Source organism: Chryseobacterium sp. CBTAP 102 (assembly GCF_003201365.1).
GTDB lineage: Bacteria > Bacteroidota > Bacteroidia > Flavobacteriales > Weeksellaceae > Chryseobacterium > Chryseobacterium candidae.
Genome location: NZ_QICX01000006.1, coordinates 266,486 through 291,379, shown reverse-complemented (window position 1 = coordinate 291,379; position 24,894 = coordinate 266,486). Strand labels below are relative to the sequence as shown.

The following is a 24,894-nucleotide window of genomic DNA, read 5'->3' as shown; positions in this document are numbered from 1 at the left end:
GACATTTTGTCTCTGTTGTTTTTATTGTATCAATATGGGAAAATATTTTGATGCTTTTATTCCATATCGTAAATTGCAGCATTAAAAATGAAGTATGAAGAATATCTTTAAAATAAGTATGATTGGTTTGGTTTTCGCATTGGTAAACTGTCAATCAGTAAATTATAGTAAAATGTTTTATGAAGGAGTACAACCGGAAAGGGTTTCCGACAAGTTCAGTTTCACAGAAGGACCATCAGCAGATAAAGAAGGGAATGTTTACTTCACCGATCAGCCTAACGATAAAATTTATTATTGGGATTGGAAAAGCAATAAGGTGATAGAGTTTTTAAATAAAACAGGAAGGGCCAACGGAACTCACTTTGATAAAGATGGGTATTTGATTACCTGTTCAGACGATCAGGGAGAGATCTGGAAGATATCCAAAGATAAAAAAGTAGAAATTCTGCTAAAAGGTTTTGAAGGGAAAAGACTGAACGGTCCCAATGATGTATGGAATGATGAATTTGGAGGAATGTATTTTACAGACCCTTTGTATGAAAGAGACTACTGGATAGGCTTTAAACAGGAAATCCAGCATAAAAGCCTTTATTACAGGGATAGGACAGGAAAAGTCACCAAACTGGATACATTCACACAGCCCAATGGAATTGTAGGAAGTGAGAAATTAAAGAAATTATATATTTCTGATATTGACGCCGGGCAAACCTATGTATATGATATACTGGGAGAAGGAAAATTGTCTGAGAAAAAACTGTTCTGCAAAATGGGTTCAGACGGAATGGAGCTGGATAAGCATGGAAATCTTTATCTGACAGGAGACGGTGTACATGTTTTCAGCCGTTTGGGAAAGAAAATCTATCATATTTCTATCCCTGAGAAATGGACATCCAACGTGGCTTTTGGAGGAAAAAACAATGATATTCTGTTCATTACTGCCTCAAAATCTGTATATACTTTCCCTACAAGGGTGAGGGGGATTAAATAGTTTTATGCCATAGCGACGAAGCAACCTCTTTTTATTACAGATGAGATTGCTTCACTTCGTTCGCAATGACAATTTAGGGGAAAGTCTAATAAGCAATCTCCATTTTCACTTTCTTACCTTTCAGTTTTTCATTCTGAAGTTTTCTTAAAAGAGCATTTACTTTATTTCTGGCAACGGCAACATAGGATGTGGTGTCCTTTACTTCAATAATTCCTACATCTTGTTTCTGAAGCTCTCCCTTCTTTAGCAAATATCCTACAATGTCTACTTTATTCACTTTATCTTTTTTTCCTGCACTGATGTAAACAGTCTGGAAAGGTGTTTTTTGCGGAACTCTGGTAAATCCGGCAACACTTTCTTCAGGAGTATCATTTTTAATGAACGGAAAATTTTCCTCTTCAGTCATGATCAGGTAAACAAAACCTTTGGCGTTCATTCTTGCGGTACGCCCGTTTCTGTGGATGAAGGCATCTTCTTTTGGAGGAAGCTGGTAATGAACAATAGATTCTACCTCAGGAATATCAAGTCCGCGGGCCGCGAGATCTGTAGTAATAAGGATTCTCGCAGAATCATTACGGAATTTCAGCAATGCACGCTCTCTTTCATCCTGTTCCATCCCGCCATGGAAAGTTTCTCTGTCGATTCCCATCTGGTGAAGAAGTTCAGAAATACGGTCTACAGCATCACGGTGGTTGCAGAAGATCAAAGTTCTTTTATTTCCGATTTTACAAACCAGATTGAAAAGCGTATCCAGTTTCTCCTCAGGAATAGTCATCACTTTTCTCAGCTGCAGGTCTGGTTTTATATCATTTTCTTTAAGGAAGCTGATTACTTTTTCATCTTTTAAGCCTGTAAAAGCCGGAATTTCATCCATAGCTGTGGCAGATGTTAAAATTCTTTGAGAAAGTCCCTTTAGAGAATTGGAAATGAATTCCATATCATCATGAAAACCCAGTTCCAGAGCTTTGTCGAATTCATCAAGAACCAGCGTTTTAATCGTTTTCGGATCAAAATTGTTATTTCTTAAGTGGTAAACAACTCTTCCCGGAGTTCCAATCAATACAGCAGGAGCTTCAATCAGATTATTAACCTCAATTTTTTTGTCATGCCCTCCATAGCAGACAGAAACTTTAAAATCTGTCCCCATGGATTTAAAAACCTGCTCAATCTGTAAGGCAAGTTCCCGGGCCGGAACCAATATCAATGCCTGAACACCCTGAACATTTTTTTTCAGATTCCTGAGAACAGGAAATAAAAAGGCTAGCGTTTTTCCGGATCCCGTAGGAGAGAGTAAAACAATGTCTGTATTGTTTTCAGAGGCTTTATAAGTAGATTTCTGCATTTGATTCATATCCTGAATCTGCAGTTTTTGATAGATCGGCTGTAATTCCATGCTGCAAAGGTAGTGAATTTTGGAGTTTGAGGGTTTAGAGTGGAAGAGTTTGAGGGTTTGAGAGTTTGAGGGGATAGGATAGTGTGGGCCTACTTTAATTCTGTATTACTGTCATTCTGAATGAAGCGAAGCGAAATGAAGAATCTCATTTTGTCTTCTACTTATTATGGATACTTCAGGAACTGCTTTCGTAAACTTTCAGTGTATGCTCAGTGTGACAGCGGATATTGCCTCATTCTGAATTTAAGACAGTTAGTATTAGAATGTCATGCTGAGACCAGCCGAAGCGTTCTTTTAATCAAGATGTTGATTTTTAAATATATAAGTTAGATGTCAGCGTGCTGGAATCTATTGTTTATTTTAAATAAAATTCATATCTTTGCACCCACTTTTGTGGCGAAAAGGTTTGAAGGGTAAATTACTTACAATTAATTACTTCCGTATTTTTTAATCTGCATTTATTCAAACCGTTAAAAAAGAAGGAATACAAATTTTATTAGAAAATGTCAAAAGAGACAAATTCAGCAGAGGTTTTATTAAACCAAAACGTAGCACCAGAACAATTTGATTGGGATTCATTCGAATCAGGTCTTGATGCAGATGCGAGAAAAGAAAAAAGCGATTTAGAAGAAATCTACAACGGATCATTAAACAACCTGGACGATAATGACGTTTTAGTTGGTAAAGTTGTAAGATTAACTGATAAAGAAGCTATCGTAGACATCAACTTCAAATCTGAAGGTGTTATCTCTCTTAATGAATTCCGTTACAACCAAGGCCTTAAAGTAGGTGACGAGGTAGAAGTAATGGTTGACAAGAGAGAAGACAAAACCGGACAATTACAGTTATCTCACAGAAAAGCTAGAACGCTTAAAGCTTGGGATAAAGTAAACGAGCTTCACGAAACTGGAGAAATCGTTAACGGTTTTGTTAAATCAAGAACTAAAGGTGGTATGATCGTTGACGTTCACGGAATCGAAGCATTCTTACCTGGTTCTCAAATTGACGTTAAGCCAATTAAAGATTACGATCAGTTCGTAGGAAAAACTATGGAGTTCAAAGTTGTGAAAATCAACCCTGAGTTCAAAAACGTAGTAGTTTCTCACAAAGCATTGATCGAAGCAGATATCGAAGGTCAGAAAAAAGAAATCATCGCTCAGCTTGAAAAAGGTCAGGTTCTTGAAGGAACTGTTAAGAACATTACTTCTTACGGTGTATTCATTGACTTAGGAGGTGTAGATGGATTGATCCACATTACAGACCTTTCTTGGTCTAGAGTGAACCACCCATCTGAAATCCTAGAAGACGGACAAACTGTAAAAGTGGTTATCCTTGATTTCGATGATGAGAAAACAAGAATCCAGTTAGGTATGAAGCAATTAGAAGCTCATCCTTGGGATGCTCTTTCTGCTGACATGAAAGTAGGAGACAAAGTAAAAGGAAAAGTAGTAGTTCTTGCTGACTATGGTGCATTCGTAGAAATTGCTCCAGGTGTTGAAGGATTAATCCACGTTTCTGAAATGTCTTGGTCTACTCACTTAAGATCTGCCGGAGATTTCGTAAAAGTAGGTGATGAAGTAGAAGCTGAAGTATTAACTTTAGATAGAGAAGAAAGAAAAATTTCTCTTGGTATCAAGCAATTGTCTAAAGATCCATGGGAAAACATCGAAGCTAAGTATCCTGTAGGATCTCAGCATGTAGGAACTGTAAGAAACTTCACTAACTTTGGTGTATTCGTAGAGTTAGAAGAAGGTATCGACGGATTAATCTACATCTCTGATCTTTCTTGGACTAAGAAAATCAAGCACCCATCTGAGTTCTGCGCAGTAGGTGATAAATTAGACGTTGTAGTTCTTGAATTAGATATCCAGGCTAGAAGATTATCTCTAGGTCACAAGCAATTGACTGAAAACCCATGGGATAAATTCGAAACCAAATATGCTGAAGGAACTATCCACGCTGGTAAAGCCGTAGAAGTTCACGATAAAGGAGCTTCTGTTCAATTCGAAGATGCTGAGGTTGAAGCATTCTGCCCTTCAAGATTATTAGAGAAAGAAGATGGATCTAAAATCAAAAAAGGTGAAGATGCTCAATTCAAAGTAATCGAATTCAACAAAGAATTCAAGAGAGTAGTAGTATCTCACACAGGTATCTTCAGAGACGAAGAAAAGAAAAACGTTAAAGAATCTTCTTCTAGAAACGTAAGTTCTTCTTCTAACAACGAAGAAAGATCTACTCTTGGAGACATCGATGCATTAGCAGAGTTGAAAAGAAAAATGGAAGAAGGTAAATAATCTTTGAACCATTGATAAATAAGGAGCCGCTCAAATGAGTGGCTTTTTTTATGCGCATAGGGCAGGAGTGTAAAATGTAATATGACCTTCAAAAACAAAAACTATAGGGTAAAATAGAAAAAACTGATTTCTGTTGGTGTCGAAAATTTATATTCATTAAAATGACTTATGAATAGAAAATGTTTGTATTAAAAAAATAAATAATATGGCAAACATAAGGTGCTAGGCATAAATATAATTCAAAGTTCTCGATATTGAGAAATATGTAAATTGATTTTATAGTTATTTTTTTTATTTTTATGTGTTTATGGTTTAATTTTTACTATGAAAATTATTAAAGTTATGTGAATTATTTGTAGATTAGCGGCTTTAATAATGGATATGAAAAATAAATCTCTACCTATTTTATTTGCGGTATTTTCTGCATTTCCGGCAATATTGTTCGGGCAGGATAATGAAAAACTGATTAAAGATTATATTTCTCAAAATAAGATAAGGGAATATAAAAAATCTGATCTGAATAATATTATTGTTGATAATGTAGATCCTTCAAAATCATTGAATGGTAATGTTGTTAAATTTTTACAGACTTATAACGGTTTGCCGGTATACAGTTCTGTAGGAACAGCATTGATTCAGGACAATAAAATTGTTTACTACACAGATAATTTTGTAAAAGATTATACTGCATCTACATCAGGTACAGCTGCTATCAGTAAAAGTACAGCACTTCAAAAGATTGCTGAAGATCTGAAGAATCCTGATATTGCGAATTTCACTATTCTTGAGTATCTTGAAAAGACTCAGAAAAAAGCTACTTCAGCGAATCAAAGACTGGTATATGCAACTGATGAGAACGGAAACCTGCGTTTGGCATATGAATATACCTTAATGGAGCCAAAATCGCCTAATTACTGGAATATTGTAGTAGATGCCAATAATGGAAATATCCTGTTGAAAAATAATCTTACATTATCTTGTAATTTTCATCACGATGCTTATTCATCCGATGCAGAATATACCCACGCCGATCATTTTGAAAATACCTTGGCGGGGCCTCAGAATAATATAGCTCAGAATAATAATATTCCGTTGCTTTTACCTGATAATGCTTCATATAATGTGTTTCCATTGCCTATTGAGGCACCCACTTTTGGTTCAAGATCAATTATTAACAACCCTTGGATACTGAGTGCTTCTCCTGAAGGATGGCATTCTGACGGAACCAATCATTACACTATTACAAGAGGAAATAATGTTTTTGCCTATGAAGATTCGGCTGGAACAGCTTTAACAGCACCTGATTATCTTACAGGAACTCCGGCAGACGGAGGGGCAACAAGAAATTTTGATTTCCCTTTTAACATCAATGAAACTCCGTTAAACAACAGGAACGCTGCCATTACAAATTTATTTTATCTGAATAACAGAATTCATGACATTTTCTATAAATTTGGATTTACAGAATCTGCCAGAAATTTCCAGCAGAACAATTTTGGTAACGGACCTGTTGGAGGAGATGATGATTCTGTATATGCAGAGGCGCAGGATGGAAGCGGATTAAATAATGCGAACTTCTCTTCAGGGCAGGATGGTTATAATGGAAGAATGCAGATGTATCTTTGGTCTCCGGTTGGAAGAGTCTTTTTCTATAATGCACCAAGTGCGGCTGTAACTCGTACACCGGGAGCCGGAACTGCACAGTTCGGTAATCCATTACCTATGAACGGATTAACAGGAGATGTAGCACTTTCATCAATTTTAGATGGATGTACGGCTTTACCTGCAAGTTCATTGACTAATAAAATAGGACTGGTTGAAAGAGGAACATGTTCCTTTGCTATTAAAGTAAAAAATCTTCAGGATGCAGGAGCTAAAGCGGCTATTGTATATAATAACGTTGCAAATGGTGCTACTATAGGAAATATGGCCGGTAATGATCCGACAATTACGATTCCTTCGGTACTTATTAACAATGCAGAAGGAGAATATATCAAAACTCAGCTTGCGGCAAGTACCACAGTAAATGTTACCTTAAAAGGAAATATGACTCCTGACGGAAGCTTTGATAACGGAATCGTAACCCATGAATATGGTCACGGAATATCCAACAGAATGACAGGTACCGGATACAACTGTCTGAATTCAGGAGTAAGTAAAGAGCAGATGGGAGAAGGATGGTCTGACTTCTTTGCTTTAATGCTGACTAACAAAGCTGGAGACGATGCAACAGTAGCGAGAGGTACTGGTACTTATGCAATAGGACAGCCTATTACAGGTGGCGGTATCAGACCTGCAAAATATTCTACAAATTTAACGGTTAACGGATTTACATACGGAAATACCAACGGAATGGAATACAATAACGGATCAGCAATTGTTCCGGATGTACACTCAATTGGTTTTGTCTGGGCAACAATGTTATGGGATCTTCACTGGAAATATGTTGAAAAATATGGTTATGCTTCAGATGTATTATCAGCGACACCAAACGGAAGCACAAAAGTATTACAGTTAGTAACAGATGCTCTTAAACTTCAGGGCTGTAATCCTAGCTTTATTGATGGAAGAAATGCAATATTGGCAGCTGAGATGGCAACTACTCAGGGACAGGATAAATGTATGATCTGGGGAGTTTTTGCAAGAAGAGGTTTAGGAGTGAATGCATCAGCAGGCGCTAAAAATAATATCAATGATCAGGTTCAGGACTTTAACGTTCCGGAAGCATGTTTATTGGCTACCAATGATGTAAAGGCAGATAAGAACAATAATATTTCTATCTATCCAAACCCGGCTAAAGATGAGTTCTATATCAAATTCCCAAGCAATACTTTAGGGAAAGTAAGCGTAGAACTGTATGATATGTCTGGAAAGCTGGTTTCTTCTGAAGATAAAATTTCACCGGATGCTAAGAAAGCAATTTCTACAAGTAATCTTGTCAACGGAACTTATATGGTTAAAATCAAAGGACTTGGTTTTGAAGCTTCTTCAAAAGTAATGGTTAAAAAATAATTTACTTTTATAATTAATCTCAAAATCGCCACAAGCAAGCTTGTGGCGATTTTATTTATCTATCACCATAACACTTCAGATAGGTTTAATTTATATGTTGTACCTTTGCAGGCTGTTAAAAAATTATGAAGAAGAAAAATATACTAAAAGGTGTTTTATTTGTAGGAATTGGAGCTAGTATATACGGTATGTTGGCCACTTTTGTAAAAATGGCTTATCACGATGGTTTTACAACCTCAGAAGTAACTACTTCCCAATTCGTATTAGGTTTGACAGGACTTTTGATCCTCAACTTTATTCAGACCCTAACCTCAAAGCAGAAATTATCGCTGCCAAGTTCTAAAGAAGTAAGATTGCTCTTGCTTGCAGGAACTTCCTTGGGGGGAACAAGTTTATTCTACTATATTGCGGTACAATATATCAATGTTTCTATTGCTATTGTATTACTGATGCAGTCGGTATGGTTCAGTGTAGTGGTAGAAAGTATCCTTACTAAAAAATTACCCAACGCAAGAAAAGTGGTTTCTGTGGTTATCGTTTTGTTGGGAACAGTTCTGGCAACCAATCTTATTAATATGGAAATAGAACTAGACTGGCACGGAGTATTCTGGGGGCTTATGGCAGCCGCTTCATATACTTTGACGATGTTCACCTCTAATACGCTGGCTACTCATCTTCCGGTTTTCAGGAAGAGTATTATTATGCTGGCAGGAGGCTCAGTAGTGGTATTTGCATTTTTATTCTTTGCTCAGATAGGACCCATGTATTTTGATGGTTTAAAATCCTTATACCTGAATTTTACAGATAATACAGAACATATTCATCCCTTTAATTATTCAATATTCCTTACATATGGCTTTGTATTAGCCCTTTTTGGAACGATTATTCCACCCATCTTATTCAATGTTGGGTTTCCCAATGCAGGATTGGGACTTGGAAGTATTGTTTCATCACTGGAACTTCCGGTTTCCGTTACCATGGCTTTTGTTTTGCTGGGAGAGAAAGTATTTTTCATCCAGTGGGTAGGAATTGTCCTGATTCTTTTTGCAATTGTTTTGATGAATTTACCTTCAAAAAAAGAAAAAGATGTTTCAATGGCATAATTATATAAAAAATATTTAACTAAAAATAACAATTGAAACCGCTCCAAAAGGAACGGTTTTTTTAATTTTAATCCCTAAAATAAAGTCTCATGAAACATATCAGAAATATAATGACCGCATTTGCTTTGTCGGTCTCTGGTTTTATATTTTCACAGATAAAGCCTCTGGATGCAATGCTTTCTGATTATCAATATCCTTATGAAGTACATTTTCTTAGTTTCAGGTCTCAGGGTGAAAATTTGAAAATGGCCTATATGGATATACAGCCACAAAAATCCAATGGAAGAACTATTATGCTTCTCCACGGCAAAAACTTTAACGGAGCTTATTGGGAAAGAACGGCTAAAGATCTTTCTGCTAAAGGATTCCGAGTAGTGATTCCTGATCAGATAGGATTTGGAAAATCCTCAAAACCTCATGCGTACCAGTTTTCATTTTCGCAGCTGGCAGAAAATACAAAAGCAGTTCTGGATGAACTGAAAATAGATAAAGCCATAGTACTGGGACATTCAATGGGAGGAATGATAGCGACCAGATTTACATTGTTATACCCTGAAAAAGTACAGAAACTGATTCTGGAAAACCCGATCGGATTGGAAGACTATAAGACTTTTGCAGCCTACCAGACCATAGATCAGGCCTATCAGTCTGAACTTAAAAATACAGCGGAAACCTATAAAAATTATCAGCTGAAATTCTATTACGACAACAAATGGAAGGAAGAATACCAACCCTGGCTTGACTTAATTGCAGGATGGACACTTCATAAAGAGTATCCTCAGGTAGCCTGGGACGCAGCACTTACTTCGGATATGATTTACAATCAGCCGGTATGTTATGAATTTAAAAATATTAAAGTTCCCACATTGCTTATTATTGGAACAAGAGACAGGACAGCAATAGGAAAGGACCGGGCACCTAAAGAACTTCAGCCGAAAATGGGTCAATATCAGGAATTGGGAAAGAAAACCCAACGTGAAATTGCAGGTTCAAAGCTGGTAGAGATTGATAATGTAGGTCATCTTCCTCATATAGAAGTATACCCGAAATTTTTTGAAGCACTGTACAATTTTATACAGTAAAAGAATAAAAATATTTGAAACATTAAGTTTAATAAAAAATAGTTAAACTTAATGTTTCTTATTTTCAAGGAAGAATAAAGTACAAACTCCAATTCCTGAAAACAGTACACAGGAAATTCCCAGATTCTGTATAAATCCAATACTTACCAATCCTAAGCCTATCAGAACATAATAAATTAATCCTAATAAAGCACCGGCACTCCCTGTTTCGTTCTTATAATGAATCAATGCAGTACTTAAAATATTGGGAATCGCAATGCTGAATGCCATCACAATGAAGAAATAGGGAATAATAAAATAAATTCCTGTACCTGCCAGAATCCAGATAAAAACAGAAGCAGCTAATGTGGAAAATGTACTCATTTTAATTAAATATTCAGGATGTATATTCTTCAGTAACAGAAATCTGTTAAGCTTTGCTCCTGCAAAGGTGCCGCAAGCCAGTATTATACTGCTGTATCCAAAAACATAAGAGGAATAATGATTTTCTTTAAAGATAAATGGAGCGAGTGAATAGTATGAAAATAACAGAACATTAAAGCTCATGATCAGCAGGCAGCACCTGATAATTTCCTGGTCCCGAAACATTCGCATAAGTAAGCTCACCAAAACCTTCAGGTTAATTTCCTTTGTGAAATGATGAGTTTCTGAAATTTTTTTTCTGGAAAGTATTAAAAAAATTATACTTATGATAAACAATGTAATAAATACACCTTGATGTCCGCCGGAGGAAGCCAGTATTGAACCTGTAATCATTCCTATTACTGGACTTATGGATAACCCGATTCCGATCCAGGAAAATACTTTACTGAGATTATCTTTGTCAAAAGTGTCTCTTAAAATGGTCTGCGTCACAATGGAACCTACAGAAATTCCAAATGCAGAAATAATTCTCGCTCCAAGAAGGATTATAAAATCAGGAGCAAAAACAGCAGTCAAAGTTCCGATTCCATAGGTGATGAGGCCGTATTCCAATGATTTTTTCCTTCCGATCCTGTCACATTGCACTCCCCAGAATGCCACACCCAGTGCAAATGCTATAAAATATAAACTGATTGTTAAGGTAACTGCTTCTTCATGTACTCGAAACTGTTCCTGTACCATGGGCAAAACAGGGCTGTAGATGGTTTCCACAAACTGCGGAAGCATCACAAGAACCGTCAGCAGCCAGATAGGATTTGTCTTTTTCATTTTTTTTTCTGCAAAGTTTCCAAAAAATACTGTATATTTATAATGATATAAAAACAAAAAATATCAGAAATAGGACATGGCTGTGCTGAAACAAAATCAATACTTTGATGCAGATTCAATACCGGAAAAAGTAATTGGAATAGCTTCTGACATGGTGATGCATGATTCTGGTTTTCATTTCCATACAACAAAAGCCCAATTGTTATATGCGCCATCCGGCTGTATGACGGTTACAACTTCTGACAGACAGCTGGTTCTTCCTCCGTTCAGGATGCTTTGGATTCCTGCCCGTGAAGTTCATCGAGTGAATTTCAGAAATATTGTGGCCTACAGATCCATTTATTTTGATGAAGATTATTCCAAAAAGTATATAAAACCGGATCTGAAAGTTCTTCATGTCAATACCTTGTTAAAAGAAATTATAGAAAGGATTTGTTGTTGGGAATGGTCAGCTCTCAAAAATGATCAAACCAATCTTTTAAAAGTATTCTGGGATGAAATGCAAAGGGCTCCGGAAGAAAAACTGACACTTACAATGCCACAGGACAGACGTTTTAAAAAAACAGTTGAAGAATGGACACAACGTTATTCCATGCCTCCAATGCTGAAAGATCTTGCAGCAAAAACCGGAGCAGTGGATAAAACAATCAGTCGTATTTTTAAAAAAGAAACCGGACTATCTTACCAGGATTGGAGACAGCAATGGAGGTTGCAAAGGTCTATTGAGCTTTTGGTGGAAGGAAATTCAATAGGAGAGGTGTCGCATATCCTGGACTTTTCATCAGACAGTGCTTTTATTGAGTTTTTCAAAAAACAGACAGGCTCAACACCTTTGCAGTATCTTATGAAGAATGAATAGTCTTTGTGCAGCTTATAAAAAGTACGATTGTGAACCGTGTCAAGGTTTACAACCTTGACACGGTTGGTGTCATACAATATTTCTTGTCCTATGAAAAGTATGATTCATAGTAAATTTCATAAAATTGTACTACCAATACAATAATTTTATGAAAACGATTAATACAAATAGTGTTGAGAATTACATGCATATACTTGAGGTCAACACTACTGCAGATAAAGTATATTATGCTTTGACTTATGAAATTCCTCTTTGGTGGACTGAATTGTTTGAAGGTTCCTCTTCCAAGGTTGGAAATCTTTTCACTATAAGATTTGGAGATCAGATTCACAAAACAATGCGGGTAGAGGAATTAACTCACAATACAAAAATTGTGTGGCTGGTTGAAGACTCATTAATTGCTCTTCCCGAATTAAACAACCAGACAGAATGGATCGGGACAACAATTGTCTGGGAAATAAAGGAAAAGAAAGAAATTATTCAGATAAAACTTACTCATATCGGCCTGAATCCGGATATTGAGTGTTATGAGATCTGCTCGGGTGGCTGGCTGCAATTTCTTGGCAGTCTGAAAAAGTTTCTGGAAACCGGAAAAGGAACTCCCTATAAAAAGTAAAAAAATATTGAAAAAAAAAGAGACTGTTTATAAGTAAACAGCCTCTTTTTGTATGTATTGTTGTCTGAATTATTTCTTCTTGTAAGCAGCGTCTTTGATTCTTGCTTTCTTACCTCTAAGGTCTCTGAAGTAGTAAATTCTAGCTCTTCTAACTCTACCTCTTCTATCAACTTCGATTTTTTGAAGTGCAGGCATGTTAATAGGGAATACTCTTTCTACACCTACATCACCACTCATTTTTCTGATAGTGAAAGTTTTTGTAGAACCAGTACCTCTTAATTGGATAACTGTTCCTTTGAAGAACTGAGTTCTGGTTTTTTGTCCTTCCTTAATTTCGTAATACACAGTAATTGTATCACCTGCTTTGAATTCAGGGAATTCTTTTTTCGCAATGTACTTGTCTTGTACGTACTTTAATAAATCCATTATTAATAAAATAAAATGTTAAAGCTAAGCAACTTACACGTTCTTCGTCAGAGGTTGAATAACAGGTTGCAAATGTACAAAATAGTTTTTGAATATTCCAAATATTTAATGTACTAAAAACTATAATTTTTTCATTCCGGTTTCGCTAAAAAATTAACGGTTTCTTTAAAGTACCATCAGACAGAGTTTATATGGGAATTCTACTTTTGCCCGAAGTAAAAAATCCAGATAACAGTTTTTTAAATTCCTGATTCACAACTTAAAACTATATGTTATTTTAAAATTAAAGCTATTATGAAACATTATTTTTTCTTTTTTTGTTTCGCGGTCCAGATGGCTTTCGGGCAGGCTTTGTATCCTTATTTACAAAACCCGACTCCGAATTCTATGATCGTCAATTGGAAAACAGCTTCCAATAATGAAACAACCTTAATCTACGGAGATTCTCCGGCAAATCTGAACGTGACAGTAACCGGAACTACCAATATCTTCTCGGATACCGGATACAACAACAATTATTATTATCACACCGCAAAGATTACCAACCTTCAGCCGAATACCAAATATTATTATAAGATCAAAACCGGAACCAGTGAGTCGGCCGTTTATAATTTCAGAACACTTCCTTTACCAGGACAGGCTGTAACTGCCAATGGAAAGATCCGTTTCCTTATTATGGGAGACAACCAGATCAAAGCAGAACCGAGGTATGATACACTTACTTTGAATGCCTATAAAAAACTAAAGGAAAAATTCGGGGCTACATCAGATCCTTCCGATAATATTGCGCTTACTTTTATGGTAGGTGACCAGGTAGACGTAGGTACATTGGACCACTATGAAAATGTTCACTTTAAAAAGAATATCAAATTATCACCTTATCTGCCTATTCAGACAACGGTAGGAAACCATGAAACCTACGGAACGATGGGAATGAATTCTTACTATGCCCATTTTTATATTGATGAAATCAGTTATAAAGGGATAAGTTCTGGAAATGAGAATTATTATGCCCAGCAGGCAGGAAATGTATTGTTTGTAAGTTTAAGTTCCGAACATACCGGATCAGCACAGCAGACATGGCTTCAGCAGATCTTAACGGCAGCCAACAATGATTCTACAGTAGACTGGATTATTTCTTTGAGCCACAGACCATATCAGGCTGAGCAGTATGTAGGCGATATTTCTACCTGGGTAAGAGAAAATGCTGTACCGCTTCTGGTAACTTCTGACAAATATCTAATGCATGTAGGAGCACATCACCATCTGTATCACAGAGGACAGCTTAAAAATACACCAAATTATCAGATTATTTCCGGAGGAACAGCCTGGGATCAATATTGGGGAATGTCTAATGAACAGGATTTTGATGATGTTCAGAAAACTTTGACAGACTGGACCTATCAGATAGTGGAAGTAGATGTCCCAACCGGAAAAGTAGATGTTGAATGTTATTCAATAGGCGGAGTTTACAACAAGAAAAACAATGTATTGGTAGATTCTTTTCACAGGTATAAAAATCAGCCTAAACCGGCAAAACCCTCCATTACAAATACATTCTCAGGTCCAATTACATTACCTTTAACATTGAATGGAAGTACGTTTTCATCTTCTAACGGAGAACTTTTAAATACAACACAGTTCCAGATCAGTAAAGCCTCAAATTTTTCTGTGATTGAGAAAGAATTTTACCGCGATTTTGAAAACTGGTTCGGAAAAGACGGAAACGGAACTCCGGATAAAACCAAAAACCTGAATGATGGAGTAGACATCACAAAAGCAACACTGGCTGCGAATTCTATTCCCAACGGAATCTATTACGTAAAAACACGTTACAGAGACAGAAACCTGGAATGGAGTGACTGGAGTGATGTGAAGCAGTTCGAAATTACAGGAAGTGTGGTTTCAAATCCTACATTTACTTTAAACAAAACAGAATATGCCCAAAATGAAGCAATCACCGCTACATTTACAGGCGGTCCGGGAAATCAGCAGGATTGGGTAGGAATCTATAAAAAGGGACAAACTCCGGCATCTGCCAATTCACAAGGTTATATTTATACAAATGGACAGACTGCGGGAACAGTAACGTTCAATAATGGTCTGGCTAATAAAGGTCAGTATTTTGCAGGATTCTTTGCCAATGGAGGATATACGGAAATCACCCCTAGGAAAAACTTTTATGTAGGACCCAAAGTACAGTTACAGACTACCGCTGATACGTATCCCGTAGGAGGAACGGTTGTCATCAATTTTACAGATGGTCCCAATTTACAGAAAGACTGGATCGGAATTTATAAAATGGGACAGACTCCGGGAACGACTGCCTCTATCAAATGGAGTTATGTAACAACTGCAGCCGGAACATTGAATTTTACAGGACTTCCAAAAGGATATTATTATGCTCAGTATTTGTTGGAAGATGGATATAACGGAATCGGAGAGAAGGTATTCTTCAAAGTAGGAGATATTGTTACAGATCTTTGGATCAACAAATCGGTATATACTTTGGGTGAAAATATTACAGCTTCATGGACGGATTCTCCGGGAATCATCAAAGACTGGCTGGGAATCTATCCTCAAAGTGTTCAGATACCCGATGATAATTTTGTTTCTTATACCTATTTTGATGGGGTAACTCAGGGAACAAAAACCATTCAGGGAACAGCGGTACCAGCAACACCAGGAAATTACTACATGGTAATGTTTACCAATGATTCCTATACAGAAGTTTCAAACAGAGTACAGTTTCAGGTGGCTTCACCTACTTTGGGAACTGAAGAAACAAGAAGTACAGAGAAAAATGTAGTGTTGTATCCAAACCCAACCAAACCTGGGCATCCTACTTTTATTAAAAGCGATTATCCGATTGAAAAAATAGAACTGGTTTCAGCTTCAGGAGAATTATTGTACGTTTCGAGAAATATCAATAACCAACGCTTTTCTTTGGTAAATGAAAATCTTCCTGCAGGCGTTTATTATGTAAAAGTACACGGAAGAAAACTGTTTACTTTAAAGCTGATTATTCAGTAAAGGAACACTTAATACAATTGTAATAGAGAGACTATCAGAAATGATGGTCTCTTTTTTATTTGTTGTGTTTTGAATGTAGTTTCATGATTGTTAGATGTTTAAATACATGAGGGTGGTGTTTTGAAAAAAAGTAAAATTCACTACTATTTCCGTTCACCGGATATCCCGGAAAATTTATTAAATTTAGCCAACAGAAAAATCTAATATTTCATGATAGATAAAAGAGTAAAAAATGCAAAGGAGGCCATCGAAGGAATTAATGATGGAATGACACTGATGCTTGGCGGATTCGGACTTTGCGGAATTCCTGAAAACTCAATCAATGCTTTGGTAGAAAGTGATGTGAAAGATCTTACCTGTATTTCAAATAATGCAGGAGTGGATGATTTCGGATTAGGATTACTGCTTCACAAAAGACAGATCAAGAAAATGATCTCTTCATATGTAGGAGAAAATGCTGAGTTTGAAAGACAGATGCTTTCAGGGGAACTGGATGTAGAACTTACTCCGCAGGGAACTTTAGCTGAAAAATGCAGAGCTGCCCAGGCCGGAATTCCGGCATTTTACACACCGGCAGGTTACGGAACTGAAGTAGCGGAAGGTAAAGAGGTAAAAGAATTCAAAGGAAAACCTCATATTCTGGAGTATGCTTACGATGCAGACTTTTCTATCGTAAAAGCCTGGAAAGGTGATCATGCCGGAAATCTTATCTTCAAGGGATCTGCAAGAAACTTCAACCATCCAATGGCGGGTGCTGCAAAGATTACCATTGCTGAAGTAGAAGAATTGGTAGAACCGGGACAATTAGATCCAAACGAAATTCATATTCCGGGAATTATGATTCAGAGAATCTTCCAGGGAGAAAAATTTGAAAAAAGAATTGAGCAGAGAACCGTAAGAACTAAAGAATAAGCTCAAACAATAAAAATAAAAGCGCTGAATATTTCATCAGCGCTTTTTTTATGCTTGAGGAGTAAGTGTTTTTCTTTCTCCGATCTGTTGCCTCCACATGGCGTAATAAAGTCCTTTTTCGTCAATAAGACTGGCGTGAGAACCGGTTTCTACAACCTGCCCGCGTTCAAGAACATAGATTTTATCCGCATGCATAATCGTACTCAAACGGTGTGCAATAAGGACAGTGATCTGCTCCTTTTCTTTTGAAATGTCCTTAATGGTTGTGGTAATTTCTTCTTCTGTAATACTGTCCAGAGCAGAAGTAGCTTCATCAAAAATTAGCAGATGAGGTTTTCTTAAAAGAGCTCTGGCAATGGCAATTCTTTGTTTTTCACCGCCGCTCAGTTTCAGACCACCTTCACCGATAACGGTTTCAATTCCTTTTTCGGCTCTTTCCAGCAATGCGGTACAGCTTGATTTTTGAAGAGCAATTGCCAGTTCCTCCTCAGTAGCTGAAGGATTAACGAAAAGCAGGTTTTCTTTAATAGTTCCCGCAAATAGCTGGGTATCCTGCGTTACAAAACCAATCTGGTTTCTCAGTTCATCAAAATCAAATTCCTTTCCATTGATTCCATTATAAAAAATATTCCCTTCCTGGGGTCTGTACAATCCCACCAGCAATTTCACCAGGGTACTTTTTCCGGAACCGCTCGGTCCTACAAAAGCAATGGTCTCACCGTTTTTAAGGTCAAAAGAAATGTTATTTAAAGCTTTGTACTGAGCAGACTGATGCTTGAAAGAAACATGTTTGAATTCCAGTTCCTCAATAGCTCCGATTTGTTTCGGATGAATAGGTTTTTCTTCTACTTCTTTTTTCATCAAACGGTCAAAATTCTGAAGAGAAGCTTCTGCCTCACGATAAGAAATAATAATATTTCCAATTTCCTGCATAGGCCCGAAAATAAAGAAACCATAAAACATCAGAGATAAATACTGACCTGGCGTGACAATATTTTTAAAAATTAAAAATAAAAGGGTCAGAGTAATCAACTGCTGAAGAAAATTAACCATGGTTCCCTGAATAAAACTCAGAGAACGGATGCTTTTCACCTTTCTCAGTTCAAGGCCAAGAATCTTATACGTATTGTTATTTAAACGGATCACTTCCTGATTGGTTAATCCTAAACTTTTAACAATCTCAATGTTTCGTAGGCTTTCAGTAGTGCTTCCGGCTAAAGCTGTGGTTTCAGTCACAATATTTTTCTGAATCACTTTTATTCTCTTGCTCAATAAATTGGTGACAATGGCAATAAAGAAAATACCACAGATATAAACCGGCATAATAGACCAGTGTAAGCGGATCGCATACACGGAAACGAAAATAATACTTACCAGAATTCCAAAGAATATATTGATGAAATTTGTGATGAATTTGACCGTATCTTCTCTTACCTTCGTCAAAATAGATAAGGTTTCACCACTTCTCTGATCTTCAAATTCCTGATATGGCAGCGCCATAGAGTGCTTTAAACCGTCTGTAAATATTTTCGCTCCAAACTTTTGAGTGATCACACTTACTACATAATCCTGAAAGGCTTTGGCAATTCTGCTCACCATTGCTGTTCCGATAAGCAGTCCCAAAAAATAAAAAGCTCCGTGATATACAGAACTTCCGTATAAATATTCATTCAGGTTTCGGGGCAATAGCTTTTCTTTATCAAAAAAGTTGGGATGAGTAACCAGCTGATCAAGGATATTTCCTGTGATCGCCGGAGCAAATAAAGAAAAAACCTGGTTGATAGTAGCCAAAAATAAAGAGATGATTATCAGCCACTGATAGGGTTTAAGATATCTAAAAAGTATTTTCATTCTGTTAAAAAATAATGAAACAAATTTACAGATATTATTTTAACTAACAGTGTTAATTGTTGAATACAACAAACCCCTTTTGTATTCAAGTGAAAATAATTAAATTGCAGTCTAAGTTTTTATTATGCTTACAAAAGAACAAATTGCCAAAAGAATTTCAAAAGAACTGAAAGATCGTTATTATGTAAACCTGGGAATTGGGATTCCTACTTTGGTTGCCAACTATGTTCCGGAAGGTATTTCCGTAGAATTCCAGAGTGAGAATGGAGTTTTGGGGATGGGACCTTTCCCTTTCGAAGGAGAAGAAGATGCTGATATTATCAATGCCGGAAAACAGACTATTACTATTCTGGAAGGAGGTTCATTCTTTGATTCAGCCTTCAGTTTCGGGATGATCCGTAGTCAGAAAGTAGACCTTACCATTCTTGGTGCCATGGAAGTTTCAGAAAACGGAGATATTGCCAACTGGAAGATTCCCGGGAAAATGGTAAAAGGAATGGGTGGCGCTATGGACCTTGTAGCTTCTGCTGAAAATATTATCGTTGCCATGATGCACGTAAATAAAGCAGGCGAAAGCAAAATCCTTAAAAAATGTACACTTCCCTTAACTGGCGTAAACTGTGTGAAAAAAGTAGTTACTGAATTAGCTGTTCTGGATGTAACTCCGGAAGGATTCAAGCTGGTAGAAAGAGCACCGGGTGTTTCAGTAGAAGATATTATTAAAGCAACAGAAGCTGATTTGATTATCGAAGGAGAAATTCCTGAAATGCAATTTTAATCTGATACAATATAAAAGTTCCGGCCTCACAAAGTGAGGCCGGAACTTTTATATAAGTGACATCGGAACTCGCCGCGTTAAAAAACTAATTCCTGTGAACGGTAAGAAAATTCTTCTGTCCGAAGCGCGAGATCAATTCAGAACCGATTAATAAATAAAGAATTCGCGCAAGTTGAGAATTTTTAGAGAACAGGACTTATTTTTAGTGAAGAAATCCAGGTCTTGAACTTTTGTTTCTTTTGTTTGACTACGTCGAATCTTCGATTTCAAGACAAAAGAAATTAGAGTAAAAAAAGCTGTTTCATCATTGAAACAGCTTTTATATCTAAATGGTTGGTATGCAAATCTAACATCTCATTTATTTCCCATCCTGAGCACCAAATACCTTCTGCAGAATACTCGTAGTTCTCATAGCGGGTGTATTCCTGATTCCGCTTTCTTTGTCTGCCACCATTTTAAAAACTCCGTTTATGGTTTCTGTAGTAACATATTCATTAAGGTCTGTTGTTACTGCCTGTCCTGTAAAAGTATTATATTTTGAAATCAGATTTTTCCAAAGTGTATCAGCACCTACTTTACCTAAAGAAGCTTTTACTTTAGGTTGAAAGGCATTGAATAGTTGAGTCTGGGTTTTTCCCTGCAGATAGTTGGTTGCTGCATTATTACTTCCTAATAAAATGTTTTTAGCATCTGTAATAGTCATAGAAGTAATAGCGTTTGTAAAAATAGGTGCAGCTTCTGTTACGGCATCTTCAGCCGCTCTGTTTAATAATTTTATTCCTTCATCAGCAAGGCTTCCCATTCCGATTGAACGTAGAGTTGTATCAATTTTTCTTAATTTTTCAGGCATTAAAATCTTTACCGCTTCATTTTTGAAAAACCATCTGTTACGGCCAGTTTTTTTACTCCATCCGTTACACCCATGCTTAAAGCCTCTTTTAATCCTGAAGAAATCTGACCGGAAGTAAGGTTTCCAAGGTTGGAAGATGAAGGGTTGGAACCAGAAGTTGTAGTGGTAGTTTTAGCAGGAACTGCTGTGGCATTATTTTTTACCGGAACATTCAGATCTACACCGGTTTTATCTTTAACAGCAGATTTTATGATATCAAAAATTTGTGCCTGAGCTGAGAAAGAAAATAATAAAGCGGTTGCCAGAAAAATGTTTTTTTTCATCCTGTTTTTTTTATAAATTTAACCCTTTAATTTTTTTAAGGCGACTAAATTGATCAAAAAACACGCCATAATACACTGTATTGAATAGAATAATTTCTAGACAGAATGGTGAACAACTGTAAATTATTCATTTTATATGAATCTAAACAATTGAAAGTATTTAATTTGTTTTTAAAAAGGTTCAAAGAGTTTTTAAAAATAATTATCTTAGCTCAAACCTTAACCACATCCAATGATACGGACTTTTTTAGTATTTTTTGTATTGATTTCAAACGTGATTTTTGCTCAAAATAAATTAAATGTAATTCCTTACCCTCAAAAAGTTCAACTTTTACAGGGAGAATTTTTAATTCCCAAATCCTTCGTATTAAATGGGAATCTTCCGAAAGAAGAAACGGATTATTTCAAAAAAAGAATAGGCTCACAGTTAAAATTTCAATATGCCCAGAAAGGTAGTGATATTTATTTAACGAATTCTATAATTCCTCCTGCTTCGGGAGGAGAAGCTGAACAGAAGAAAGAATACTATTCGATAGAAATTTCTCCAAAACAAATTCATATTAAGTCTTATACTAAACAAGGGTATTTTCTGGCGCTACAGACATTGGCTCAGATTTTCGAACAATATAAAGAGGTAGGGAAAATTCCTGCTATGAAGATCGAGGACCAGCCTAAATTTGCCTGGAGAGGAATGCATCTGGATGTCTCCCGCCATTTTTTTACCGTGGATGAAGTAAAACAGTACATAGACTATCTGGCGATGTATAAACTGAATATTTTCCACTGGCATTTAACGGATGATCAGGGATGGAGAATTGAAATCAAAAAATATCCAAAGCTTACTCAGATCGGCTCAAAACGTAAAGAATCCATGATTGGAGCTTATGTAGATAATACTTTTGACGGAAAACCTTACGGACCTTATTTTTATACACAGGAACAAATAAAAGATGTAGTAAAATACGCTCAGGACAGACACATTACTGTTGTTCCGGAAATTGAAATGCCGGGACATGCATTGGCAGCTTTATCAGCATATCCTGAACTGGCATGTACCAAAGGACCTTTTGAACCTGCTACGAAATGGGGCGTTTTTGATGATGTTTTCTGCCCTAAAGATGAAACCTTTGCCTTTCTTGAAAATGTTTTGGATGAGGTCATCAAATTATTCCCTTCACGATATATTCATATTGGCGGTGATGAGTGCCCGAAAACAAGATGGAAGGAATGTGCACACTGCCAGGAACTGATTAAGAAAAATAATTTAAAAGATGAACATGGTTTGCAAAGCTATTTTATTCATCGGATTGAAAAATATGTTAACAGCAAAGGCCGGAAAATCATTGGCTGGGACGAAATTTTAGAAGGTGGATTAGCTCCTAATGCAGCAGTAATGAGCTGGACAGGTGTGAACGGAGGTATTGAAGCTGCAAAATCAAAACACTTTGCTGTAATGACTCCTGGTTCTTTCTGTTATTTTGATCACTATCAGGGAGATCCGCAGTCTGAGCCTAATGCTTTTGGAGGATTTACTCCTTTGGAAAAAGTCTATTCCTACAATCCTGTCCCTTCCGAACTGAATGCAGAACAGGCACAATATATTATGGGAGTTCAGGCTAATCTGTGGACGGAATATATTTTAGATTTTAAACAGGTACAGTATATGATTTTCCCAAGATTAATGGCGCTTTCTGAAGTGGGATGGGGAACATCGGATCCTAAAAATTATAAAGAATTTGAAAACAGAGTGATCAGCCAGTTTAAAGTTCTGGATGATATGAAGGTAAATTATGCGAGAAGCATTTATAATATTACAGGAAAAGTAATTCCTTCCAATAACGGAATTGCTTATGAGCTTTCAACTTCGCAAAATCCGAACGGTATCCGATATACGCTGGACGGAACAAACCCTTCTATCCATTCTGAGAAGTATCAGAACGCAGTTCAGATTCCTAATTCTTTAACAGTTAAATCAGCCTATTTTCAAGACGGACAATTAAAGAGTGCTGTTTCTTCGCAGCAATTTATAATTTCAAAAACCACAGGAAAAAACATAACCCTAGAGCAGCAACCGAGTGAAAACTATTCTTTTGGAGGAGCTTTCACCTTAGTAGACGGAATTATAGGAAATGTAAAACAGCTGGGTAAAACATGGCTGGGCTTTCAGGGGAAAGATGTGGTGGCAACCATAGATTTCGGTCAGAAAACAGCTTTTTCAGAAGTGTATTTCAATACCCTTGAGAATAAAGGAAGCTGGATTCATCTGGCTAAATCTGCTAAAATTTTTGTTTCTGACGATAATAAGAATTTTAAACTGATAAAAGAAATCGAAACCTCTGAAATTCAGAAAGCCAATGGAAAAATTAAAGTGAATGTAGGAACGCAAAATGCGAAATACCTGAAAGTAACTATTGAAAATGCTGGTATTATTCCGGCAGGAAATCCCGGAGCAGATTCCAAAGCATGGTTGTTTGTTGATGAAATTGGTGTAAATTAGAATAAAAAAATGCAGGACGACACTATACTTTCTTCCGAATTCTCATCGTCGCCAGACCTGGTAGAAAAGCTGTATCAGTATGGTACAACCAAAAATTACCATGAAGGAGACATTATTTTAGATGAAAATGCTTCCATTCGTTCCATTCCTATCGTGATGAAAGGAATGCTGAAAGTGATCAGAACAGAAGAAGACGGACGTGAAATTTTATTGTACTATATCAAAGCCGGAGAAAGCTGCATCATGTCTTTTCTGGGGGGCATGCACAATGAAAAAAGTATCGTAAAAGCGGAAATTGAAGAAGACGCGGAAATACTGTTCTTACCGATAGATAAAGTATCTTTATTCATCAGGGAACATCCGGAATGGCTGGACTACATTTTCAGATTGTACCATAAAAGATTTGAAGAACTACTGGATATTATCAATGCCATTGCTTTCAAAAAAGTAGACGAAAGACTTCTCAATCTGCTGCAGAAAAAATCCGGACTTACAGGTTCTGAAACCATTAATACCACTCATGAGCAGCTGGCTAACGAGCTGGGAACGGCAAGGGTAGTGGTTTCCAGACTTCTCAAACAGCTGGAAGAAGACGGAAAACTAAAATTGGGCAGAAATAAAATCACTCTTTTGAAAACCCTCAACTCATAATATTCCCCTCAATCACATAAAAGAAAGACATATTCTCCTCCTCCGGATAGTTGGCAATAATTCAAAAAAAAATGATGAGCTGGCCAACCTGTCATTGCGAACCAAAGGTGAAGCAATCTCCTTATGTAACAAAAGTAGCTGTAGGCTTCATCCCACATTCCCATTTTTGCATCAGAATTATTTGAATAGAAATGGAAATTATAGGATATACAGCCGCAATTTTAATTGGAATTTCTCTAGGTTTAATAGGAGGTGGAGGAAGTATTCTCACTGTTCCCGTCCTTGTTTATCTCTTTGGTGTCGATGCTTTTCTGGCAACAGAATATTCACTCTTTGTAGTGGGAATTAGCAGTTTGGTAGGCTCTATGTCGTACTTTAAAAAAGGATTGGTCAACTTTAAGATGGCGTTGATATTTGGAATTCCATCTGTTATTTCCATCTTTCTGACCAGAACATATCTTCTTCCTTTGATTCCTCAGGAAGTATTTAGAATACAGGGTTTTAGTGTTACCAGGAATATTTTTTTATTATTGGTTTTTGCAGGCTTGATGATTCTGGCTTCCTATAAAATGATAAAAAAAGATTCCTCAAAAGAACCTTTAGAAAGTATTCCGAATAATAATAACGCTTTTCTGGCAGCCGGACAGGGTTCTGTAGTCGGTGTCCTGACCGGATTGGTAGGAGCAGGAGGCGGCTTTATGATTATTCCGGCATTAGTCAATCTTTTAAAGATTCCCATGAAGATTGCAATAGGAACTTCATTGGTTATTATTTCTCTCAATTCTCTGATCGGCTTTTTTTCTTCTGTAAACCACATGAAAATAGAATGGAAACTTCTGATTTCTATTACAGCCATTGCCATAGCAGGAATTATAATAGGCTCACAATTATCCAGAAAGATTGACGGTAAAAAGCTTAAACCTGCATTCGGGTGGTTTATCCTGATCATGGGCATTTATATTATTACGAAAGAAATCTTCCTTTAATTTTCTTATGTAACAAAAGTAGCTGTACAGGAAAAAGGAAAGCAGGAAA

At 36.6% G+C, this 24,894-nt stretch carries 19 protein-coding genes; 13 read left to right on the top strand and 6 right to left on the bottom strand.

The features are described from left to right. Positions 1-94 precede the first annotated feature (94 nt). Positions 95-988 (top strand): SMP-30/gluconolactonase/LRE family protein, encoded by an 894-nt coding sequence (locus tag C8D70_RS11120; RefSeq protein WP_110367358.1) that lies wholly within the window; start codon positions 95-97, stop codon positions 986-988. 85 nt (positions 989-1,073) lie between these two features. On the opposite strand, the gene C8D70_RS11115 is transcribed toward C8D70_RS11120, so the two are convergent. Continuing rightward, a complete protein-coding gene (locus C8D70_RS11115) occupies positions 1,074-2,381 on the bottom strand; it encodes a DEAD/DEAH box helicase (protein ID WP_110367357.1) in 1,308 nt (435 codons plus the stop codon). A 503-nt stretch (positions 2,382-2,884) separates the two neighbouring features. Between C8D70_RS11115 and rpsA the strand changes: the two genes are divergently transcribed. The 4 genes from rpsA (at position 2,885) to C8D70_RS11095 (ending at position 9,872) form a co-directional block, all read left to right on the top strand. Beyond that, the gene (rpsA, locus tag C8D70_RS11110) at positions 2,885-4,675 is read left to right on the top strand and encodes a 30S ribosomal protein S1 (RefSeq protein WP_076597121.1); all 1,791 of its coding nucleotides are present in this window, start codon (positions 2,885-2,887) and stop codon (positions 4,673-4,675) included. A 381-nt stretch (positions 4,676-5,056) separates the two neighbouring features. Then, the gene (locus C8D70_RS11105; RefSeq protein ID WP_228408015.1) at positions 5,057-7,687 is read left to right on the top strand and encodes a T9SS-dependent M36 family metallopeptidase; all 2,631 of its coding nucleotides are present in this window, start codon (positions 5,057-5,059) and stop codon (positions 7,685-7,687) included. A gap of 125 nt (positions 7,688-7,812) precedes the next feature. Continuing rightward, a complete protein-coding gene (locus C8D70_RS11100) occupies positions 7,813-8,790 on the top strand; it encodes an EamA family transporter (RefSeq protein WP_076597119.1) in 978 nt (325 codons plus the stop codon). A gap of 110 nt (positions 8,791-8,900) precedes the next feature. Next, on the top strand, positions 8,901-9,872 hold the full coding sequence (locus C8D70_RS11095) for an alpha/beta fold hydrolase (RefSeq protein WP_410493709.1): 972 nt from the start codon (positions 8,901-8,903) through the stop codon (positions 9,870-9,872). A 48-nt stretch (positions 9,873-9,920) separates the two neighbouring features. On the opposite strand, the gene C8D70_RS11090 is transcribed toward C8D70_RS11095, so the two are convergent. Further along, positions 9,921-11,063 carry an MFS transporter gene (locus C8D70_RS11090; protein WP_110367366.1) on the bottom strand — a complete coding sequence of 381 codons (1,143 nt, stop codon included), beginning with the start codon at positions 11,061-11,063 and terminating at the stop codon, positions 9,921-9,923. 76 nt (positions 11,064-11,139) lie between these two features. Here C8D70_RS11090 and C8D70_RS11085 point away from each other — a divergent pair, with 76 nt between their 5' ends. Beyond that, positions 11,140-11,922 carry an AraC family transcriptional regulator gene (locus C8D70_RS11085; protein WP_110367354.1) on the top strand — a complete coding sequence of 261 codons (783 nt, stop codon included), beginning with the start codon at positions 11,140-11,142 and terminating at the stop codon, positions 11,920-11,922. Positions 11,923-12,070: 148 nt separating this feature from the next. Next, positions 12,071-12,538: an SRPBCC family protein gene (locus tag C8D70_RS11080; RefSeq protein WP_110367353.1), complete on the top strand. Its 468-nt coding sequence runs from the start codon at positions 12,071-12,073 to the stop codon at positions 12,536-12,538. 69 nt (positions 12,539-12,607) lie between these two features. On the opposite strand, the gene rplS is transcribed toward C8D70_RS11080, so the two are convergent. After that, complete coding sequence (gene rplS, locus C8D70_RS11075; protein ID WP_002980648.1) at positions 12,608-12,964, bottom strand: 50S ribosomal protein L19; 357 nt, start codon at positions 12,962-12,964, stop codon at positions 12,608-12,610. Between the two features lie 294 nt (positions 12,965-13,258). Here rplS and C8D70_RS11070 point away from each other — a divergent pair, with 294 nt between their 5' ends. Both C8D70_RS11070 and C8D70_RS11065 read left to right on the top strand, forming a co-directional pair. Next, entirely contained in the window at positions 13,259-15,997 is a 2,739-nt protein-coding gene (locus C8D70_RS11070) for a fibronectin type III domain-containing protein (RefSeq protein WP_110367352.1), read from the top strand. Between the two features lie 210 nt (positions 15,998-16,207). After that, entirely contained in the window at positions 16,208-16,909 is a 702-nt protein-coding gene (locus C8D70_RS11065; RefSeq protein WP_110367351.1) for a CoA transferase subunit A, read from the top strand. A gap of 48 nt (positions 16,910-16,957) precedes the next feature. Here C8D70_RS11065 and C8D70_RS11060 read toward each other — a convergent pair whose 3' ends face one another. Beyond that, the gene (locus C8D70_RS11060) at positions 16,958-18,760 is read right to left on the bottom strand and encodes an ABC transporter ATP-binding protein (RefSeq protein WP_076597114.1); all 1,803 of its coding nucleotides are present in this window, start codon (positions 18,758-18,760) and stop codon (positions 16,958-16,960) included. A 124-nt stretch (positions 18,761-18,884) separates the two neighbouring features. Here C8D70_RS11060 and C8D70_RS11055 point away from each other — a divergent pair, with 124 nt between their 5' ends. Next, on the top strand, positions 18,885-19,538 hold the full coding sequence (locus C8D70_RS11055) for a CoA transferase subunit B (RefSeq protein WP_076597113.1): 654 nt from the start codon (positions 18,885-18,887) through the stop codon (positions 19,536-19,538). A 358-nt stretch (positions 19,539-19,896) separates the two neighbouring features. On the opposite strand, the gene C8D70_RS11050 is transcribed toward C8D70_RS11055, so the two are convergent. Then, complete coding sequence (locus C8D70_RS11050; RefSeq protein WP_262509786.1) at positions 19,897-20,481, bottom strand: DUF4197 domain-containing protein; 585 nt, start codon at positions 20,479-20,481, stop codon at positions 19,897-19,899. Next, on the bottom strand, positions 20,397-20,711 hold the full coding sequence (locus C8D70_RS21200; RefSeq protein WP_262509785.1) for a DUF4197 domain-containing protein: 315 nt from the start codon (positions 20,709-20,711) through the stop codon (positions 20,397-20,399). Before C8D70_RS21200 ends, C8D70_RS11050 begins: the two co-directional genes overlap by 85 nt. A 232-nt stretch (positions 20,712-20,943) precedes the next feature. Here C8D70_RS21200 and C8D70_RS11045 point away from each other — a divergent pair, with 232 nt between their 5' ends. The 3 genes from C8D70_RS11045 to C8D70_RS11035 all read left to right on the top strand — a co-directional run bounded on the left by C8D70_RS11045 (position 20,944) and on the right by C8D70_RS11035 (position 24,845). Next, positions 20,944-23,208: a family 20 glycosylhydrolase gene (locus tag C8D70_RS11045; RefSeq protein WP_110367350.1), complete on the top strand. Its 2,265-nt coding sequence runs from the start codon at positions 20,944-20,946 to the stop codon at positions 23,206-23,208. Between the two features lie 9 nt (positions 23,209-23,217). Continuing rightward, positions 23,218-23,859, top strand: coding sequence for a Crp/Fnr family transcriptional regulator (locus tag C8D70_RS11040; protein ID WP_076597110.1), 642 nt, complete (start codon positions 23,218-23,220; stop codon positions 23,857-23,859). A gap of 191 nt (positions 23,860-24,050) precedes the next feature. Further along, complete coding sequence (locus C8D70_RS11035; RefSeq protein WP_076597109.1) at positions 24,051-24,845, top strand: sulfite exporter TauE/SafE family protein; 795 nt, start codon at positions 24,051-24,053, stop codon at positions 24,843-24,845. Positions 24,846-24,894 lie beyond the last annotated feature (49 nt).

Coding starts and splice junctions, on each gene's coding strand:
- rpsA (WP_076597121.1), top strand. CDS start 2,885: ATGTCAAAAGAGACAAATTCAGCAGAGGTTTTATTAAACCAAAACGTA.
- C8D70_RS11060 (WP_076597114.1), bottom strand. CDS start 18,760: ATGAAAATACTTTTTAGATATCTTAAACCCTATCAGTGGCTGATAATC.
- C8D70_RS11120 (WP_110367358.1), top strand. CDS start 95: ATGAAGAATATCTTTAAAATAAGTATGATTGGTTTGGTTTTCGCATTG.
- C8D70_RS11070 (WP_110367352.1), top strand. CDS start 13,259: ATGAAACATTATTTTTTCTTTTTTTGTTTCGCGGTCCAGATGGCTTTC.
- C8D70_RS11055 (WP_076597113.1), top strand. CDS start 18,885: ATGCTTACAAAAGAACAAATTGCCAAAAGAATTTCAAAAGAACTGAAA.
- C8D70_RS11085 (WP_110367354.1), top strand. CDS start 11,140: ATGGCTGTGCTGAAACAAAATCAATACTTTGATGCAGATTCAATACCG.
- C8D70_RS11115 (WP_110367357.1), bottom strand. CDS start 2,381: ATGGAATTACAGCCGATCTATCAAAAACTGCAGATTCAGGATATGAAT.
- C8D70_RS11045 (WP_110367350.1), top strand. CDS start 20,944: ATGATACGGACTTTTTTAGTATTTTTTGTATTGATTTCAAACGTGATT.
- C8D70_RS11040 (WP_076597110.1), top strand. CDS start 23,218: ATGCAGGACGACACTATACTTTCTTCCGAATTCTCATCGTCGCCAGAC.
- C8D70_RS11100 (WP_076597119.1), top strand. CDS start 7,813: ATGAAGAAGAAAAATATACTAAAAGGTGTTTTATTTGTAGGAATTGGA.
- C8D70_RS11105 (WP_228408015.1), top strand. CDS start 5,057: ATGAAAAATAAATCTCTACCTATTTTATTTGCGGTATTTTCTGCATTT.
- C8D70_RS11090 (WP_110367366.1), bottom strand. CDS start 11,063: ATGAAAAAGACAAATCCTATCTGGCTGCTGACGGTTCTTGTGATGCTT.
- C8D70_RS11065 (WP_110367351.1), top strand. CDS start 16,208: ATGATAGATAAAAGAGTAAAAAATGCAAAGGAGGCCATCGAAGGAATT.
- C8D70_RS11095 (WP_410493709.1), top strand. CDS start 8,901: ATGACCGCATTTGCTTTGTCGGTCTCTGGTTTTATATTTTCACAGATA.
- C8D70_RS21200 (WP_262509785.1), bottom strand. CDS start 20,711: ATGAAAAAAAACATTTTTCTGGCAACCGCTTTATTATTTTCTTTCTCA.
- C8D70_RS11035 (WP_076597109.1), top strand. CDS start 24,051: ATGGAAATTATAGGATATACAGCCGCAATTTTAATTGGAATTTCTCTA.
- C8D70_RS11080 (WP_110367353.1), top strand. CDS start 12,071: ATGAAAACGATTAATACAAATAGTGTTGAGAATTACATGCATATACTT.
- rplS (WP_002980648.1), bottom strand. CDS start 12,964: ATGGATTTATTAAAGTACGTACAAGACAAGTACATTGCGAAAAAAGAA.